Source organism: Ectobacillus antri (assembly GCF_003852715.1).
Lineage (GTDB): Bacteria > Bacillota > Bacilli > Bacillales > Bacillaceae_G > Ectobacillus > Ectobacillus antri.
Map to the genome: position 1 here is coordinate 236,106 of NZ_RIAV01000002.1, position 16,667 is coordinate 252,772.

The window sequence follows — 16,667 nt, forward strand, 5'->3', positions numbered from 1 at the left end:
TAATCGCCTCCTTTTACTATAGTCCCCAATCATATAGCATTACAAAGAAAAAAGTGATTGGCAAGAGTTTTTTGAGTGAAGAGAAGGAGAATTTTTATATGGAAATTATTGATGGTTGTGGTGGCTGATGAAAAAATGTGCAGCGCTTATACTACATAAAGAGAAAGTAACGAAGGGAATGAGTCGCTTGAAGCCATTTTTGCCCAAATTGGTATATTTTGAGCCACAGGCCTTAGAATATCCACTTGGAAAAGAGTTGTACGAACAGTTTACAGCAATGGGCCTTGAAATTAGAGAAACTACTTCACATAATCAAATTCGTGATCTGCCTGGAGAAAATGAACTACAAAAGTATCGATATGCTAAAGCGACGCTTGTTGTAGGTGTGCGCCGGACTTTAAAATTTGATACGTCTAAGCCATCAGCTGAATATGCCATTCCGTTGGCGACAGGTTGTATGGGACATTGTCATTATTGTTACTTACAGACAACGTTAGGGAGCAAACCGTATGTACGTGTATATGTCAATTTAGAGGAAATTTTTGAACAAGCGCAAAAGTATATGGAAGAGCGTGCTCCGGAGATAACTCGTTTTGAGGCAGCATGTACATCAGACATTGTTGGTATTGATCATTTAACACATGCTTTAAAGAAAACGATAGAATTTATTGGTCAAACTGAATACGGACAATTGCGGTTTGTAACGAAGTATTCACATGTCGATCATCTCCTAAATGCGAAGCATAATGGGAAAACGCGTTTTCGCTTTAGCATTAATTCACGTTATGTTATTAAAAACTTTGAGCCCGGTACATCGCCGTTTGAAGACCGAATTGAAGCGGCACGTAAGGTAGCAAATGCCGGTTATCCGCTTGGGTTTATTGTAGCCCCCATTTATATGCACGATGATTGGGAAGAGGGGTATCGAGAATTATTTGAACGATTGCATGCTTCTCTTAAAGACATAAGTTTACCCAATTTATCTTTTGAAATGATTCAACATCGTTTTACCAAACCAGCGAAAAAGGTGATTGAAAAGCGGTATCCAAATACAAAGCTTGAGATGGATGAAGAAAAGCGTAAATATAAATGGGGTAGATACGGAATTGGAAAGTATGTGTATCCTACTGAAGAAGCGGCTCTTTTAGAAAAAACTATTCGTTCGTATATCAATACTTACTTTCCTGATGCCCATATACAATACTTTACTTAAAGGTTTCTTCCCTTGTCACTTCGCTGTTTCTGTTGTATGATTTTATTGATTGCTTAGAGACGGAAAAAAAGCGAAGAAAACGTTTGGATGGAGGAAACCAATGCCTACTCCGAGTATGGAAGATTATATAGAACAAATTTATTTGTTAATTGAAGAAAAAGGGTATGCACGCGTTTCAGACATTGCAGAAGCGCTAAATGTACACCCATCTTCGGTTACTAAGATGGTACAAAAGCTTGATAAAGATGAATATTTGATTTATGAAAAGTACAGAGGCCTTATTTTAACGACAAAAGGTAAAAAAATTGGCAAACGCCTTGTATATCGTCATGAATTATTAGAACAGTTCATGCGTATCATCGGACTGAACGAAGCCAAGATTTATGACGATGTAGAAGGGATCGAGCATCACCTAAGCTGGGAAGCGATTGATCGCATTGGTGATTTAGTACAATTTTTTGAAGAAGATAAAACGCGCATTGAGGTATTACGTGCTATCCAAAAAGTGAATGAAGAACAAAATCAATGACAGGAAGCTGTGTTTGTACAGCTTTCTTTTTTATTGTAAAAAACTGTTTATTCTTAAAGTTTAAACATGTATAATTTGTATATAAAGGTAAAATTAGGAGGTGTGAATTGATTACAGAAGAGATGCGTAAGTACTTAAGTGGCAATCCATACGGCTTTGAAAAGAGCAAATTATTGACTGAAGAAAAAAAGGGGAAACATGTGCAAGTTGCAACAGCCCCGATTATTCAAATTACTCCTGATATGCGCGCTGTGATAAGTGGTAATCCATATGAAATCTAAAAAAGACCGTGCTAGAATGAAGCACGGTCTTTCTTTTTACCTTTTTTTCCTTCAATAACAGTCAGGTGGGATGGTTTGCGCTTTTTCTTAAATACAGAGCCGTTTTTTCCCTTCTGCGCATCCTGCATTTTCAATGGTGCAGTAAATGATTTTGCATACTTACGTTTTGATTGCTTTGCAGCACGATTATAAGATGAGCGCGCACTTCCGCTACTGGAAAATAACTTGAATAGCAAAAAGAAGGCGCCGATAACAATACCAATAGTCAACACGTTTTGGATCATACCTGCCGGGTCATTCATAGTGGAAGTAATCATCTGATATGCTGCTAGCCCAATAACAAGTAGAAATAGAATTAGCGCAAATGAACGGCCGCTCACGGCACACACCTCCTAAAGGCATTTATTTAATCATATTGAGAAGAGCGGAATATTTATGAATGCTTTTGCTCTAAACGAAGTAATTCATTAAAAGAAGCAATCGCAACCTCAACCTGTTGGTCATTCGGTTCTTTTGTTGTAAGCAATTGTAACCAAAGTCCCGGATAGCCCAGAAAGCGAAGCACCGGAACGTCTCGCAATTTGTTTGTGAGCTGCAGTACTTCAAATGAGATACCAAGAACCACAGGGATTAATGCTAAGCGGTTTACAAGACGTAGCCAAAGCGGTTCTGTTGGCACCAATAAATAAATAAACATACTGATGATAACGGTAAAGAGAATAAAACTGCTACCGCAGCGATAATGAAGTCTCGTTTGAAGTTGCACATTCTCTACGGTAAGTGGTAAGTTGTTCTCATATGCATTAATTACTTTGTGTTCAGCCCCATGATATTGAAAAACTCGTTTTACGAGCGGTGTAAGCGAAATCATATAAATGTAACCTAATAAAAAGAACAATTTTATGATGCTTTCTAAAAGTACCTGCGCAGTGTGTGTTGGAAAAATGGGTTTAGCTAAGGCTGCAAGAATGGCAGGTACTGCCGTAAAAACCACTTTGCCAAAGATAAAAGATAAAACACCTACAACTGCAACCCCAAGTAGCATCGTCAGTTTGGATTGATTTTCATTTTGCTTAGCAATCTCATCATCGTCTTCTGGATTTACGCCAAATCGTTCCGAAGAAAAGTTTAAGTGCCTAGCTCCAGTTGCACTGGCATGTACAATTGCTGCGATACCGCGTATAAAAGGAATTTTTTTTGTAACTTGCAAAAGCCTGTTATTTGTTCGAGGTAATCGAAAAAATTCAATTTCTTTATTTTTTCGACGAATTGCTGTAACTGTATATTCTCTACCGCCAAACATAACTCCTTCTACAACAGCTTGTCCCCCATATATTTGTTTTGTCTCCTCTGTCATGTAAACACCAACCTGCATTTGTTTTTCTTCATTGTATCTGTAAAACTAACCGCATGACAAGAGAAACTGAAAGGGGCTATGTCAAAGTGTATAAAGTTAGCTACAAATTCAGCCGTACTAACCGACATGATTTTTCATAGGAAGGATATACTAACGAGCGGAGGTGTACCTATTGAATAATCATAAAAATCAATCAAAACCAACATCGTTAGCGAAAAAAGCAATACAAATTGGTTTATTTGCCGGTCTTTTTTGGGGATTGGTCTGGTATTTCTTTCATATCTTTTCCTTTACAAATGTTGGACCGAATCATCTCCTTATGCCGTTTGCTTTAGGAAAATGGAAGGAAGGGGTATGGGGAAATTTATCCGGGGTAATCGTCATGACAATCTTGTCCATTTTACTTGCGATATTGTACGGTGCATTCTTTAAGAAGTTTCAGGGGGTTATACCCGGTGTGATACAGGGGTTAATATTGTGGAGTATTTTATTTTTTGGAATTGGCTTTCTATCCCCTGTTGTCGATATGCCTTTTGAACTTTCAAGAGCTACACTCGTTACAACTATATGTATTTTCATCTTACACGGTGTATTCATCGCCTATTCCGTCTCTTTTGAAGCAAGCGAACAAAAATTGACGGGTGTAGGGAAAGAGGCGAACTATTCAAATAAGTAAAGGGTATGGTAGAATGTTGTATGAACATTCTTTTTTGTCACGTTTTAACACAAAGCAGTTCTATACGAGGCGATATGATCTAGCTTGCTATCCATCAGAAGAGTAGTTCGTATTGATGGAAGTTTTACTTGATAAGGAGTTTGCGATGAAAAAATTACTACTTATTAATGGACCTAATTTAAATCGTCTTGGTGTGCGAGAAGTTGGCGTGTATGGCGTCGAAACCTTGCAGTCCCTTGAGTCTGGATTGCGTCAATTTGCAAGTGAGCACGGTGCTGTACTTGATTGCTTTCAATCTAATCTAGAAGGCGCTATTATTAATAAGTTACATGAAGCGGATGAACTATATGAAGGGATTGTACTGAATCCTGGCGCTTACACGCATTACAGCTATGCAATCCGGGATGCAATTGCAAGCATTTCAGTTCCTGTAATTGAAGTACATATTTCTAACATTCATAAGCGTGAAGAATTTCGTCATATTTCAGTTACAGCACCAGTTACAGCAGGACAAATTGTAGGTCTGGGGTTTTATGGATACAAACTAGCCGTTTTGGCATTATTGGGGGAGGAACATAATGGATAAGTTATTACAATTACGTTCTTTGTTTGCCAACAAGGAAATTGATGCGTTATTAATCACAAGTCAGTATAATCGTACATATATGACAGGATTTACTGGCTCAGCAGGTGTTGCAGTCATTACAAATAATCGTGCTATCTTCATTACAGATTTTCGTTATGTGGAACAAGCGCAAAACCAAGCGGTTGGGTATGAGATTGTGCAACATACAGGTACGTTAGTAGAAGAAGTGGCAAAACAAGTGAAGGAATTAGGCATTCAAAAGCTGGGTTTTGAACAAGATGCATTAACATACGCCTCTTTTAAATTATATGAAACAGCAGTAGAAGCGGATTTAGTCCCAACATCTGGACTTGTGGAAAAGTTACGCTTGATTAAGACGGAATCTGAGATTAAGATATTAAAGGATGCGGCTCAAATTGCAGATGCGGCGTTTACTCATATTTTGTCTTTTATTCGACCGGGTGTTACAGAATTAGAGGTTTCTAATGAGCTTGAATTTTTCATGCGCAAGCAAGGGGCCACTTCTTCTTCCTTTGACATTATTGTGGCTTCAGGACTTCGTTCGGCATTGCCACATGGCGTAGCTTCTGACAAAGTGATACAACAAGGCGAATTGATTACACTTGATTTTGGTGCATACTATAAAGGCTATTGCTCTGATATTACGCGCACGGTTGCTGTCGGAGAACCTGCAGCTGATTTGAAGAATATTTATGATATTGTTTTAGAAGCGCAGTTGCGTGGTGTAAACGGCATTAAAGCAGGTATGACGGGACGCGAAGCAGATGCTTTGACTCGTGATTACATAACGGAAAAAGGCTATGGTGAGTATTTCGGTCATTCTACAGGACACGGAATCGGTATGGAGGTTCATGAAGGACCGGGATTAGCGTTCCGCTCTGAAGTGATACTGGAACCGGGCATGATTGTAACAGTAGAGCCTGGCATTTATGTTCCGGGTCTTGGCGGTGTGCGCATTGAGGATGACGTGCTTGTTACTGCAGAAGGCAATGAAATTTTAACGCATTCACCAAAAGAGCTGATTATTCTATAATACAGGAGGATTTTTTTCATGATCTCAGTAAATGATTTTCGTACTGGTTTAACAATCGAAACAGACGGCGGTCTTTGGCAAGTATTGGAGTTTCAACACGTAAAGCCTGGAAAAGGAGCGGCTTTCGTACGTTCTAAACTGCGTAACCTACGTACAGGTGCAATTCAAGAGAAAACATTTCGTGCAGGTGAAAAAGTAGAAAAAGCGCACATTGAAAACCGCCGCATGCAATATTTATATGCAATGGGTGATGAGCATGTATTTATGGATAACGAAAGCTATGAGCAATTAGAATTACCAACTCAACGTATTGAGCGCGAGTTGAAATTCTTGAAAGAAAATATGGAAGTGTATATTATGACTTTCCAAGGAGAAGTGCTTGGTGTTGAGCTTCCAAATACAGTTGAGTTAAAAGTTGTAGAAACAGAGCCTGGTATCAAAGGTGATACAGCTTCTAACGTTACAAAGCCAGCTACAATGGAAACAGGACTTGTAGTGCAAGTTCCGATTTTCATCAACGAAGGCGAAATATTGGTTATTAATACAGCCGAAGCGAAATACGTTTCACGCGCATAAGAAAAAGGCATTCCCTAGGGAATGCCTTTTTCTTATGCGCGTATTTACATGCAAAATTGTTCTGAAACGGACAACCTCTGCATAATGTGTTACAAAACGTATTTTGCGAATGGAAAGAAGGTGGATCGTTGAAATGGCTGACGTGGATTGAGTCTGCCGTATTGGCAATGGCATTGCTTCGGCTCATATCAGGTAGCATTGAGATTACGGCCGCCTTGTCCATGCTGTATGTAAATGATGTAAAAAAAGCGTTATTCATTAATGGGATGTTAGCTCTTGTCGGACCGACTGTATTGGTCATTACCATGATTATCGGTGTGACGCAAGTGGCAGGCGGCCTGTCGTTTGTAAAACTGTTCTTTCTGATTTTAGGGGTTGGCTGTATATTTATCGCACTTTTAAAATGATGGCTATGTTAAAACCAACTATCGACAATCAGTACAGAACTTTGACAGAACTACAATGATAAGGAGCCGCGTATGAGGGAATTGTTAGAAATGTTACCAATGCGAGTACAAGAAATATTGCAGACTGTACAGTTAGATGATTTAGAAGAAATTCGTATGCGTGTGCAGCGCCCGTTAGAATGCAGTGCCGCCGGTTGTGTAAAAGTATATCCCTATGTTGTGACAACAGAAGATGCGATGCAGTTGCTAAATAGAATTAGTCAATTTTCAATTTATACACTAGAGGAAGAGCTACGCAGAGGATATATCACTATACGAGGTGGACATCGTATTGGGTTGGCAGGACGAGTTGTTACAGAAAAAGGATTTGTTAAATTGATTCGTGACGTATCTTCATTCAATATTCGAATTGCCAGACAAAAGCTAGGGATTGCTGAACCGCTACTTTCATACGTCTATGAAAACAATTGGAAAAATACAATGATTGTCGGTCCACCCCAAACAGGGAAAACCACATTGCTACGAGATTTTGCACGAATTATCAGCATAGGCCACAAAGGAATTCCTTCGGCAAAGGTAGGTATTGTGGACGAGCGCTCGGAAATTGCCGGATCAGTCAAAGGGGTCCCGCAATATGAGCTTGGGGTAAGAGTAGACGTGTTGGATGCTTGTCCAAAAGCAGAAGGGATGATGATGTTAATTCGTTCAATGAGCCCTGAAATAGTCATTGCGGACGAAGTTGGAAGAGAAGAAGACGTCGAAGCGATATTAGAAGCGGTTTATGCAGGTGTTGGTTTATTTATTACAGCGCACGGTTATGGGTATGAAGACGTGAAAAAACGACCTTCTCTACGAAAGATGATAGAGTATGGTGTATTTGACCGCGTGATTGAGCTTTCTAAAACAAAAGGACCTGGAACGATTGTAGCTGTAAAAACGGGTCAAGGTCAGATGCTTCGAGTACAGGGGGCGGGGCAAATATGTTGAAGTTGATTGGTGCGGTACTAGTGGTCAGCGCAACGACATGTATTGGATTTCAATACGCAAAAAAAATGAGCGAGCGTCCACGACAGATTCGACTTCTTAAAACAGCATTGCAGTCGCTAGAGGCAGAGATTATGTATGGACATACCCCTTTGCGAGAAGCAGCACAGCGACTTGAAGCACAAATGCCAAAACCAATCAATTGGTTGTTTCAAAGCTTTCAAAAGCGCTTGGAGAACGGAAATCAAACGGTTCGTGAGGCGTGGGATGACAGTTTGGGAGAGATATGGAAGCTTACGGCGTTAAAGCAAACAGAGAAAGAAATTTTAAAACAGTTTGGAGAGACGCTTGGTCAGCATGATCGAGAATCACAGCAAAAGCATATCCTCCTTTGTATTAATCATCTGGAGCGAGAAGAAGACGAGGCAAAGGATGCGCAGGCACGATATGAAAAAATGATGAAAAGTTTGGGAATATTAGCTGGGCTGCTCATCGTCATTTTATTGTACTAGGGGGATTGTGATGTCTATGGAAGTAGGACTTATTTTTCAAATCGCAGGCATCGGTATTATCTTGGCGTTCATTCACACAGTGTTAAAAGAGCTGAAGCGAGAAGATATTGCAAACTGGACCATTTTAGTTGGCTTTGTTGTGATCCTGCTTCATGTTGCAGCATTAATCAATAGTTTGTTCGATAAAATCAAGAGTGTGTTTTTGTTTCAGTAAAGGAGGCGCTACGTATCGAAATTTTACAAATTGTAGGTCTCGGATTAATTGCCACCTTTTTAGCGGCAGTGTTAAATCAGCAAAAATCAAGCATTACTTCGATGTTTATCGTGTTTGTCGGTGCAGTGATGTTTTTGCTTTTAATTGATCAAATTGGGGCCATATTGGACATGATTCAGCGCATCGCTAGCGAAGCGAACGTGAATAACGTGTATGTAGAAACGTTACTAAAAATTATCGGCATCGCTTATATTGCTGAATTTGGTGCACAAATTACAAAGGATGCAGGGCAGGGAGCAATTGCTTCTAAAATTGAATTAGCTGGTAAAGTTCTTATTCTTGTAATGGCCATCCCCATTTTAACAGTAGTTATTGAAACTATTTTAGGCTTTTTACCAAAGGGAGGATAAACAATGAAGCGAAAAAGAGGTATGCTGTTTCTCTTTTTCTTTCTTTTCTTTTGTTCCGTATCTGTACAAGCCTCCCCTGTACAACAAGAAATTGCAAATAGTCAGCTAGAACAGATTGGTGTTACAGAGATTAAGCAGTACTGGGACGAGCTTGTCAGCAAATACGGTGTGTATTTGCCGGAAAGTCAAAAGGGAAGTTTTATGGAATTTATTAAAGGAGAGAAACAATTTTCATTAGAAGAATGGGTTGGTGGATTTCTTTCTTACTTATTTCATGAATTAATTGCCAACGGCAAGTTGCTTGGTACTTTGATTATGTTAACAATCTTCAGCGCGTTGCTACAGTCTTTGCAATCTGCATTTGATAAAAGTAATGTGGGTAAAATTGCCGATGTGGTCGTTTACATGGTGCTGATGATTTTTGCGCTTAATAGCTTTTATGTTGTTACAACGTATGCTAAAGACACGATTCAAATGATGATTGATTTTATTCTGGCATTGCTACCGATTCTATTGGGGTTGATTGCCGCAGGCGGCGGTGTTGTGTCCGTATCTTTCTTTCACCCAATTATCGTATTTCTCATGAATACGAGTGGTGTGCTCATGAATTATGTTGTACTACCTCTTTTATTCTTGGCAACGATTTTAAGCATTGTGAGTACGATGAGTGATCAATACAAGGTAACAAAATTGGCGAAGTTGTTTCAAAATGTAAGCGTAGGATTAATAGGAATTTTTTTAACGGTTTTTCTTGGCGTTTTGTCCGTACAAGGAACTGCAACGGCGGTAGCGGATGGTATTGCGGTTAAGACAGCTAAGTTTGTTACGGGTAATTTTATTCCAGTAGTCGGACGCATGTTTACCGAGGCTGCTGATACGGTTGTGACTGCTTCCGCATTGCTGAAGAATACAGTAGGAATTGCGGGTGTCATCATTCTGCTGTTGATTGTTATCTTTCCGGCGATAAAAATCTTTGCGATTGCGTTTATTTATAAATTTGCCGCTGCAATTTTACAACCGGTAGGTAGCGGTTCTATCATCCAATGTTTGGATATTATCGGAAAAAGTATTATTTATGTATTTGCATGTTTGGCAATTGTTTCTCTCATGTTTTTTTTAAGTATTACCATTATTATCGCGGCTGGTAATGTCACGTTGATGATGCGGTAGGAGGGATATCGTGGCTTATATTACAGAGTGGATCCGAACCATTATCGTTTTTTTGCTGCTGGCAACCGTACTTCACATGTTGCTTCCGAATACGAGCTTACAAAAATATGTTAAGTTTGTGGTGAGTCTATTGCTTATCGTATTAATTCTTACACCTGTTTTTAAATTATTGCGCACAGACGTACAAGAGGTCATTGCCGGCTTTAACACTTCTGCATCAAAAAAAAATATAGAAAATGTAATAGATCAGAAGAAAAAAGAAATACAAGCCTCACAACGTGCATATATTTTAGAACAGATGGCTGTCCAAATGAAAAAACAGGTTGCAAAAGATCTGGAAGTCGAATATGGCGTGCAAGTGGTCGATTTACGTATTACTGCTGTGAGTGAAGTAAAATCACCAGAAGATATTCAAGAAATCTCAGTCACTTTCAAAGAAGCGGACAGAAAAACATCTGGTACAGTTGAAGCAGTGAAGCGCATTAAAATTGACACAAGCACGCCACATCAGCAGACCGTCGACAAGCAAGCAACACAAGATATACAACAATTCCTGGCGCGGGAGTGGCAACTAGAGGAAAGCAAAATAATGGTACAGGAAGGAGGGAGGGGACATGAACGACAATAAACAAAGTGTTTGGCAAAAGTGGCTACGGCCAAATGAAGAAGAGAAGAAGCGGAAAAAGTTTAACCCGAAGTTCATTGCGCTGTTGCTGGTCGCTGGCATTTTACTGATGTTTTCCGGGAGTTTGTTTCAAAGCAAACCGCAGGAAGCGCCTGTATTTCGTACCGATCCAGAAGAGCCTAAAGATGTAGCTGCTTTTGCGCAAAAAAGTACAAGCGGTTCTGCCATTGAAAAATACGAAAAGCAGTATGAAGAAGATTTACAGGCGCTACTGGAAGGGATGCAAGGAGTTAAGGATGTAACAGTAATTGTAAACTTGGACTCTACTGCAGTGAAAGTGCTAGAAAAAGAGCGCATTAACCGCCATCAAAAAACGAATGAAACCGATCGTGACGGTGGGACACGAACCGTTGAAGATGAATCTGTGGAAGAAAGACCAAAGACCATCCGCGTAGGTGACAAGGAAGAGCCCATTGTACTTAAGGAAGATAAACCGCCTGTGCGAGGAGTGGCCATTACGGCAAAAGGAGCCGACAACATAGAAGTGAAAAAAGCAATGATTGAAATGGTTACGCGTTACTTAGATGTTCCAAGTCACCGCGTATCTGTAGCACCTAAAAAGAGCTGAGGAGGATTTAAAATGGTAAAAAAGCAAACGATTTGGTTGTTAACAATGCTGAGTTTAGTGGTTGTATTGTCCGTATATTATGTAACAACGCCAGATGGACCGAAATCTGATATGGTGAGCAAGTCTGTAGAACAGCTAAGAACTGACAGCAAAAAAGCGGGTGAAATAGCAGTCAAAACATCTGGTGATGAGCAATTTGCACAGCTGCGTTTGGAAATGGAAGATAAGCGCAGCGAAGCCAAAGAGAAATTACAAGAAGTAATTACATCAGTTGGCACTTCTGCAGAAGAAAAAAGCAAAGCAAAAGATCAACTAGAAGCAATTGAAAAAGTGTCTGCGAAAGAAGCAGTGTTAGAGACATTAATTAAATCACAGGGCTATAAAGACGCTTTAGTACGAGCTGACGGAACAGATGTACAAATTACTGTTAAAGCTGATAAGTACTCCAGCAAAGAAGCAAACAACATCATCCAGCTTGTCACAAAAGAAATTGGCGCACAAAAAGTTGCAGTACGTTTTGATCCAGCCAAGTAAATGAAGAAACCGCCTTTCATGGCGGTTTCTCTTTTTGTATAGCGCTGCTACAGCTTGATGTTAATTATCAATATCAAACTGTAATAAGCCTTTTGTTTAGTAGAGAAACGCGAAAAAAAACGTGTCAGTTTCGAATGGGGCGTTTTTCTATAACACAATATCTTTCTCTGTATAACAAGTGATGTGTGTTCATGTGGAAAATGGAGGGTTCTTGTAGCATTCGGGCATTTTTCTTTGCTTGATACTCGATCCATACAACGGCAAGCCACACGAAAACCATGGGAACGAACAAAAACAACCAAATGTTCATGACACACGCTCCTTAACGAGGAATTAAATTACAGGAACATCATAGCAGTCTTATATTAATCGTCTGTGAAGGAAATGTTAAAGATTATGGCGAAAAGGATAGTATTACAATTCCTTATTGATTTCCATAAAATGTGATATAATTTATTTTGAAAGTGGTCTTGCCAATTTTGTATTGTAGTTGATATTATTACTAGGTAATAATATTTAGCTATATTAACAGAGAAGGTATGTTAAAATTTTGCGTGGTTGGAATTTTCAAAAAACTGTCGTAAGATAAAGTAGTAAACAAGTATATGGGAGTGAATGATAATGTTCAAAATTCAAGAAGTACGTGAATTGATTAAGTTGATTGATAACTCAAACATTGATGAATTTGAATACACTTTAGATGGTGCGACTATTAGGATGAAGAAGCAAATCAGTACTGCGCTAACTTATGAAGCACCTCGTTCTATGATAGTGGAAGAAAAAGCAGCTGCAACGGAATCTATACCTGTTTCTGTACCTGTTTCAGTGCCGGTACAAGAAGCTCCGAAAGCGGCTACTTCTGAAGACAATCTCCATAAAATCACTTCGCCAATGGTAGGTACATTCTACGCTTCCCCATCTCCGGATGCGTCGGCTTATGTAAAAGTAGGTGACCGCATTTCTGCAGATACAGTGGTATGTATTGTAGAAGCAATGAAACTATTCAATGAAATCGAAGCAGAAGTTGAGGGAGAAATCGTAGAGATCCTAGTGAAAAACGGACAACTTGTAGAATACGGACAGCCTTTATTTTTAGTACGATAATTGACTAAGCACGTAAGAGGGAGTTTTGTCTTATGATTAAAAAGGTATTGATAGCAAACCGAGGTGAGATTGCTGTACGCATTATTCGCGCTTGCAAAGAATTAGGTATTGAGACTGTTGCCATCTATTCTGAAGCTGACCGTGAAGCACTTCATGTACAGCTTGCAGATGAGGCTTATTGTGTAGGACCTACAGCATCTAAAGAAAGCTATTTGAACTTTACAAATATTATTAGTGTAGCAAAATTAACAGGATGTGATGCTATTCATCCTGGTTACGGCTTCTTGGCTGAAAACGCTGATTTTGCGGAACTATGTGAAGAATGCAATTTAATTTTTATTGGTCCTAGCCCCGAGGCTATATCTAAAATGGGAACAAAGGATGTAGCGCGTGACACAATGGAGCAGGCGGGTGTTCCAATTGTACCTGGATCTAAAGGAATCATCAAAAGTGTAGAGTCTGCAGTTGAACTTGCATCAAAAATGGGCTATCCTGTTATTATTAAGGCAACGGCCGGAGGTGGCGGGAAAGGAATTCGCGTAGCCCGAACCGAGCAGGAACTTGTAAAAGGCATCCAGATTACACAGCAGGAAGCAAGTACAGCTTTTGGAAACCCTGGCGTGTACATCGAGAAATACATAGAGGATTTCCGTCACGTTGAAATCCAAGTTATAGCTGATTCGCATGGACAAGTTATTCATTTGGGAGAACGGGATTGTACCATTCAGCGACGCCTGCAGAAATTGCTTGAAGAAACACCATCTCCTGCTCTTGATGCAGAGATTCGCGCCCAAATGGGTGAAGCCGCGGTGAAAGCAGCACAAGCCGTAAATTATCGCGGTGCCGGCACAGTTGAGTTTATCTACGAGCATAAGCAAAAGAAATTTTATTTCATGGAAATGAATACAAGAATTCAAGTAGAGCATCCTGTTACTGAAATGGTGACCGGCGTTGACTTAATAAAAGAGCAATTACGTGTGGCAGCCGGAGAACCATTATCTTTGAAGCAGCAAGATGTTCAATTCCAAGGATGGGCAATTGAATGTCGAATTAATGCTGAAAATCCGGCTAAAAACTTTATGCCTTCTGCAGGAAAAGTGCAAATGTATCTTCCACCGGGAGGGTATGGTGTACGTGTTGACTCAGCCGTGTATCCTGGATACGTCATCCCGCCTTATTATGATTCCATGGTGGCAAAGTTGATTACGCATGGAAAGACGCGTGAAGAAGCAATTGCGAAGATGAAGCGAGCGTTAAGTGAATTTGTAATTGAAGGTGTGCATACTACAATTCCGTTTCACTTACAACTCTTGGAGCATCCTGCATTTGTAGAAGGTGACTTTAATACAAAGTTTTTAGAAGAGCATGAGATTGTTATGAGATAAATCAAAAAGGAGGTTCACACATGACTGAGCATATGTTAGATATGGGACAAGAAACAACGCTTGGTAAAGTTGAAATTGCCCCTGAAGTCATTGAAGTCATTGCAGGTATTGCAGCTGCAGAAGTAGATGGTGTAGCTGCGATGCGCGGTAACTTTGCTACAGGTGTTGTTGAAAAGCTAGGTAAGAAAAATCACGGTAAAGGCGTAAAAGTAGAGCTAACAAATGAAGGTATTCTTGTAGACGTATATGTGCAAATGTTTTTTGGAGTATCAATTCCGACGACTGCACAAAAAATTCAAGACAACATCCGTCAAGCGCTTTTAACGATGACAGGACTTGAATTAAAAGAGATTAATGTTCATGTTGTGGGAGTTACTTTTGAAACGCAAAAAGCAGAGATAGAAGGTCTGTAAAAAGACTTGCGCGCAGGCGCAAGTCTTTTTTATTTGGCTGTGTTAAAGCTTTATGTTGATAATCAACAACGAACTGTAACTGAGCTTTTTCTTTAAATACCTCCTAGGTACTCGTTTATCAAGTAAGCAAGAAACGCTTGCCCTCAAGAAGTATAAGATTTAATCCAACATTAGAACCATATGTGCTTCATCAACATATTGACCTTCTGAGAATGCGCCGAGAACAAAATGATTATTTTCTGTTGGAAAGCTTTCCATGATCTCTCCAATGGGGTGTTTTACAAATTCATCGTAACTCGCACTAAATGACTCGGGATGCTCACGCAAACCATGCAACCGTAACTCCCAAAAGTCATGAATTTCCTCTGTTGTTAAAATACGAAATTCCATGATGTCCCCCCTATAATAAGCATTTGTATGATAAAAGTGATGAGTATGAAACGTTTTAGGATTAGTATTTAAAAAGAATTCACCATGTATACGTTGTTTCTAAGTAATGACAGGAATTGAAAACTCATACTTGTTCTTGTCTGAAAAATCCGTACATTTTGTGTGGTTACGGGTATTGTAGTTCATATTTTTCACTTTTATCTAGTAAGAAGAAGTGTATAAAAAGAGGAATTGTGGTATTATCATGATATTGTGCAAGAATAACATAATCTGTACAACATGTGATAAATTGCGATACTATAACAAAATATAAATAGAAAACAAAAGGAGAATTACGTATGAAAAGAAGAAAGGCAAGGGAAAAAGCTATGCAGGCTTTGTACCAAATGGATATAACGAGTGAATTGGATGCAATGTCAGCTATAAAAAATACATTAGAAGAGCAAGAAAGTAATAATGAATTTTTAGAAAAGTTGGTAACAGGTTGCACTGCGCATAAGGAAGAATTGGATGCTCTGATTGCGCCAAGCCTGGATAACTGGAAAATGGATCGCATTGGGATTGTTGATCGCAATATCCTGCGTATTGCTGTATATGAAATGAAATATATGGAAGATATCCCGCACAGTGTCTCCATTAATGAAGCTATTGAAGTGGCAAAAACGTTTGGTGATGAGGAATCTCGCCGCTTTATCAACGGCGTTTTATCCAAAATAAAAGAAACAATTTAACAGATACGGGGGAGTAAGAGATGGCAGCAGAGCTCATTAAAGGAATGGAAATTGCACAAAAGAAACGCAATGAAATTAAAGAAAGAGTAAATGTACTAAAAAGCCAGGGGGTTACACCAGGGTTGGCTGTAATTTTAGTCGGTAATAATCCAGCTTCTCGTTCGTATGTTACTGGAAAGGGAAAAGCAAGTGAAGAAGCTGGTATATACTTTGAATTAATTGAAATGCCAGAAACCATTACACAGGAGCAGCTCTTACAGGAAATTGATCGAATCAACGAGGATGCGCGTATTCATGGTCTTCTCGTTCAGCTTCCGCTGCCAAAGCATATTCACGAAGAAGCTGTTATTGAAAGAATCTCACCTGAAAAAGACGTGGATGGTTTTCATCCAATTAATATCGGTCGCATGATGATAGGACAAGATACATTTTTACCTTGTACACCGCACGGTATTATTGAATTGGTTAAAGAAAAAAATATTGAAATTAGCGGTAAGCATGTTGTTGTTATTGGACGGAGTAATATTGTCGGTAAACCAGTGGGACAACTGTTCTTAAATGAACATGCAACAGTTACCTATTGTCATTCTCGCACGCCAAATGTAAAAGAACTTGCAAAGCAGGCTGATATTCTTGTAGTCGCGATCGGCAAGGCGAAGTTTGTTACAGCAGATTATGTCAAAGAAGGCGCTGTTGTTATTGATGTTGGTGTAAACCGTTTAGAAACAGGAAAACTTTGCGGAGATGTGGATTTTGATGAAGTAGAACAGGTGGCTGGCTACATCACTCCGGTTCCAAAAGGTGTCGGACCGATGACAATTACAATGTTGCTTCATAACACAGTATTATCGGCAGAACGTACAGTTGCAAGCAACTAAGGGAAGAAGA

At 39.4% G+C, this 16,667-nt stretch carries 24 protein-coding genes; 21 read left to right on the forward strand and 3 right to left on the reverse strand.

The genetic code is table 11. From position 1 onward, the window contains the following. The first annotated feature begins 187 nt into the window (after nt 1–187). From splB to EEJ45_RS18305, 3 genes are all read left to right on the forward strand, one after another. Entirely contained in the window at nt 188–1,213 is a 1,026-nt protein-coding gene (splB, locus tag EEJ45_RS03655; protein ID WP_124563553.1) for a spore photoproduct lyase, read from the forward strand. A gap of 100 nt (nt 1,214–1,313) precedes the next feature. After that, nucleotides 1,314–1,742 (forward strand): transcriptional regulator MntR, encoded by a 429-nt coding sequence (gene mntR, locus EEJ45_RS03660; protein ID WP_124563425.1) that lies wholly within the window; start codon nt 1,314–1,316, stop codon nt 1,740–1,742. A 107-nt stretch (nt 1,743–1,849) separates the two neighbouring features. Beyond that, nucleotides 1,850–2,023 (forward strand): hypothetical protein, encoded by a 174-nt coding sequence (locus EEJ45_RS18305; protein ID WP_164464192.1) that lies wholly within the window; start codon nt 1,850–1,852, stop codon nt 2,021–2,023. An 11-nt stretch (nt 2,024–2,034) separates the two neighbouring features. Here EEJ45_RS18305 and EEJ45_RS03665 read toward each other — a convergent pair whose 3' ends face one another. Continuing rightward, nucleotides 2,035–2,403, reverse strand: coding sequence for an SA1362 family protein (locus EEJ45_RS03665; RefSeq protein WP_124563426.1), 369 nt, complete (start codon nt 2,401–2,403; stop codon nt 2,035–2,037). A 53-nt stretch (nt 2,404–2,456) separates the two neighbouring features. Further along, complete coding sequence (locus tag EEJ45_RS03670; RefSeq protein ID WP_124563427.1) at nt 2,457–3,380, reverse strand: DUF1385 domain-containing protein; 924 nt, start codon at nt 3,378–3,380, stop codon at nt 2,457–2,459. 172 nt (nt 3,381–3,552) lie between these two features. On the opposite strand from EEJ45_RS03670, the gene EEJ45_RS03675 reads away from it, so the two are divergent. The 16 genes from EEJ45_RS03675 to EEJ45_RS03750 all read left to right on the forward strand — a co-directional run bounded on the left by EEJ45_RS03675 (nt 3,553) and on the right by EEJ45_RS03750 (nt 14,658). Next, entirely contained in the window at nt 3,553–4,056 is a 504-nt protein-coding gene (locus tag EEJ45_RS03675; RefSeq protein WP_124563428.1) for a YqhR family membrane protein, read from the forward strand. A gap of 145 nt (nt 4,057–4,201) precedes the next feature. After that, the gene (gene aroQ, locus EEJ45_RS03680) at nt 4,202–4,642 is read left to right on the forward strand and encodes a type II 3-dehydroquinate dehydratase (RefSeq protein WP_124563429.1); all 441 of its coding nucleotides are present in this window, start codon (nt 4,202–4,204) and stop codon (nt 4,640–4,642) included. Further along, nucleotides 4,635–5,696, forward strand: a complete 1,062-nt coding sequence (gene pepQ, locus EEJ45_RS03685; RefSeq protein ID WP_124563430.1) for a Xaa-Pro dipeptidase — start codon at nt 4,635–4,637, stop codon at nt 5,694–5,696. The genes aroQ and pepQ overlap by 8 nt, the downstream gene beginning before the upstream one ends. A gap of 18 nt (nt 5,697–5,714) precedes the next feature. Further along, nucleotides 5,715–6,272, forward strand: a complete 558-nt coding sequence (efp, locus tag EEJ45_RS03690; RefSeq protein ID WP_124563431.1) for an elongation factor P — start codon at nt 5,715–5,717, stop codon at nt 6,270–6,272. Between the two features lie 167 nt (nt 6,273–6,439). Then, nucleotides 6,440–6,679 carry a YqhV family protein gene (locus tag EEJ45_RS03695; RefSeq protein WP_124563554.1) on the forward strand — a complete coding sequence of 80 codons (240 nt, stop codon included), beginning with the start codon at nt 6,440–6,442 and terminating at the stop codon, nt 6,677–6,679. Nucleotides 6,680–6,751: 72 nt separating this feature from the next. Continuing rightward, complete coding sequence (spoIIIAA, locus tag EEJ45_RS03700) at nt 6,752–7,666, forward strand: stage III sporulation protein AA (protein ID WP_124563432.1); 915 nt, start codon at nt 6,752–6,754, stop codon at nt 7,664–7,666. After that, complete coding sequence (gene spoIIIAB / locus EEJ45_RS03705) at nt 7,660–8,175, forward strand: stage III sporulation protein SpoIIIAB (protein ID WP_124563433.1); 516 nt, start codon at nt 7,660–7,662, stop codon at nt 8,173–8,175. Before spoIIIAA ends, spoIIIAB begins: the two co-directional genes overlap by 7 nt. A 10-nt stretch (nt 8,176–8,185) precedes the next feature. Next, entirely contained in the window at nt 8,186–8,389 is a 204-nt protein-coding gene (spoIIIAC, locus tag EEJ45_RS03710) for a stage III sporulation protein AC (protein ID WP_124563434.1), read from the forward strand. A gap of 20 nt (nt 8,390–8,409) precedes the next feature. Further along, the gene (gene spoIIIAD, locus EEJ45_RS03715) at nt 8,410–8,799 is read left to right on the forward strand and encodes a stage III sporulation protein AD (RefSeq protein WP_124563435.1); all 390 of its coding nucleotides are present in this window, start codon (nt 8,410–8,412) and stop codon (nt 8,797–8,799) included. A 3-nt stretch (nt 8,800–8,802) separates the two neighbouring features. Continuing rightward, the gene (gene spoIIIAE, locus EEJ45_RS03720; RefSeq protein ID WP_124563436.1) at nt 8,803–9,969 is read left to right on the forward strand and encodes a stage III sporulation protein AE; all 1,167 of its coding nucleotides are present in this window, start codon (nt 8,803–8,805) and stop codon (nt 9,967–9,969) included. A 10-nt stretch (nt 9,970–9,979) separates the two neighbouring features. Continuing rightward, complete coding sequence (gene spoIIIAF / locus EEJ45_RS03725) at nt 9,980–10,597, forward strand: stage III sporulation protein AF (RefSeq protein ID WP_124563437.1); 618 nt, start codon at nt 9,980–9,982, stop codon at nt 10,595–10,597. After that, on the forward strand, nt 10,584–11,222 hold the full coding sequence (gene spoIIIAG / locus EEJ45_RS03730) for a stage III sporulation protein AG (RefSeq protein ID WP_124563438.1): 639 nt from the start codon (nt 10,584–10,586) through the stop codon (nt 11,220–11,222). The genes spoIIIAF and spoIIIAG overlap by 14 nt, the downstream gene beginning before the upstream one ends. Before the next feature lie 12 nt (nt 11,223–11,234). Then, a complete protein-coding gene (locus EEJ45_RS03735) occupies nt 11,235–11,756 on the forward strand; it encodes a SpoIIIAH-like family protein (RefSeq protein WP_124563439.1) in 522 nt (173 codons plus the stop codon). Between the two features lie 621 nt (nt 11,757–12,377). After that, on the forward strand, nt 12,378–12,860 hold the full coding sequence (gene accB, locus EEJ45_RS03740) for an acetyl-CoA carboxylase biotin carboxyl carrier protein (RefSeq protein WP_124563440.1): 483 nt from the start codon (nt 12,378–12,380) through the stop codon (nt 12,858–12,860). Between the two features lie 32 nt (nt 12,861–12,892). Further along, on the forward strand, nt 12,893–14,245 hold the full coding sequence (gene accC / locus EEJ45_RS03745) for an acetyl-CoA carboxylase biotin carboxylase subunit (protein ID WP_124563441.1): 1,353 nt from the start codon (nt 12,893–12,895) through the stop codon (nt 14,243–14,245). 20 nt (nt 14,246–14,265) lie between these two features. Then, nucleotides 14,266–14,658 carry an Asp23/Gls24 family envelope stress response protein gene (locus EEJ45_RS03750; RefSeq protein ID WP_124563442.1) on the forward strand — a complete coding sequence of 131 codons (393 nt, stop codon included), beginning with the start codon at nt 14,266–14,268 and terminating at the stop codon, nt 14,656–14,658. Nucleotides 14,659–14,817: 159 nt separating this feature from the next. Here the strand turns inward: EEJ45_RS03750 and EEJ45_RS03755 are convergent, their stop codons facing one another. Then, complete coding sequence (locus tag EEJ45_RS03755) at nt 14,818–15,048, reverse strand: hypothetical protein (protein WP_124563443.1); 231 nt, start codon at nt 15,046–15,048, stop codon at nt 14,818–14,820. A gap of 338 nt (nt 15,049–15,386) precedes the next feature. Between EEJ45_RS03755 and nusB the strand changes: the two genes are divergently transcribed. Both nusB and folD read left to right on the forward strand, forming a co-directional pair. Beyond that, entirely contained in the window at nt 15,387–15,779 is a 393-nt protein-coding gene (gene nusB, locus EEJ45_RS03760) for a transcription antitermination factor NusB (RefSeq protein ID WP_124563444.1), read from the forward strand. A gap of 20 nt (nt 15,780–15,799) precedes the next feature. Further along, nucleotides 15,800–16,657, forward strand: coding sequence for a bifunctional methylenetetrahydrofolate dehydrogenase/methenyltetrahydrofolate cyclohydrolase FolD (folD, locus tag EEJ45_RS03765; RefSeq protein WP_124563445.1), 858 nt, complete (start codon nt 15,800–15,802; stop codon nt 16,655–16,657). Nucleotides 16,658–16,667: the final 10 nt, after the last annotated feature.